The 610-nt window shown below is 60.7% G+C and carries 1 protein-coding gene; it reads left to right on the forward strand.

From position 1 onward, the window contains the following. Window positions 1-164: 164 nt before the first annotated feature. On the forward strand, window positions 165-610 hold a 446-nt coding region (locus ACSQ84_RS35955), incomplete at its 3' end, for an IS110 family transposase (protein WP_436216501.1).

The following is a 610-nucleotide window of genomic DNA, read 5'->3' on the forward strand; positions in this document are numbered from 1 at the left end:
CTTGTATCAGCACGACCTGCTAAGGTGTGAGTGTTCCGCGAGGAATGGCCCGGCCTGGGTGGCCACCCGGACCGGGCCGCCGATCGTTGGATCGTAACCCATCGAAGCATTGTGAGCTGATCTTCGTAGCAGGATCACGATCGGCATCTTCGTCGAGGCCCGCATTGTTGAATGAGCATCAGGCTCGCATTCAAGGGAGGATCGAGAAGATGAGCAAGCGTAGCATAATTTGCGCCGGCATCGATACTGGCAAGCACAAGCTCGATGTGGCGCTGCATGGAAGGCCGGAACGGTTGCAGGTGGCCAATACGGCCGAGGGGCACGAGGAGTTGTTCGTCTGGTTGCGCCAGCATCGGGTCAAACGGATCGGAATCGAAGCCACTGGCGGCTACGAGCAAACGGTCGTCCGGCGGCTGCGGCAGGGCCGTTTCGTGGTCGTCGTGTTCCAGCCTGCGCAGGTGCGCGCCTATGGGCGCTTTCATCTGAGGCTGGCGAAGAACGACAAGATCGATGCGGCCTTGATTGCGGCCTGCACGTCGGACGTCAGGATCATCCATGCCCCACCAGATCGGCGTCTGGCAGAACTGGCCGAGTTGCAGACCCAGATCGA

This window comes from Bradyrhizobium sp. LjRoot220 (genome assembly GCF_964252915.1).
Lineage (GTDB): Bacteria > Pseudomonadota > Alphaproteobacteria > Rhizobiales > Xanthobacteraceae > Bradyrhizobium.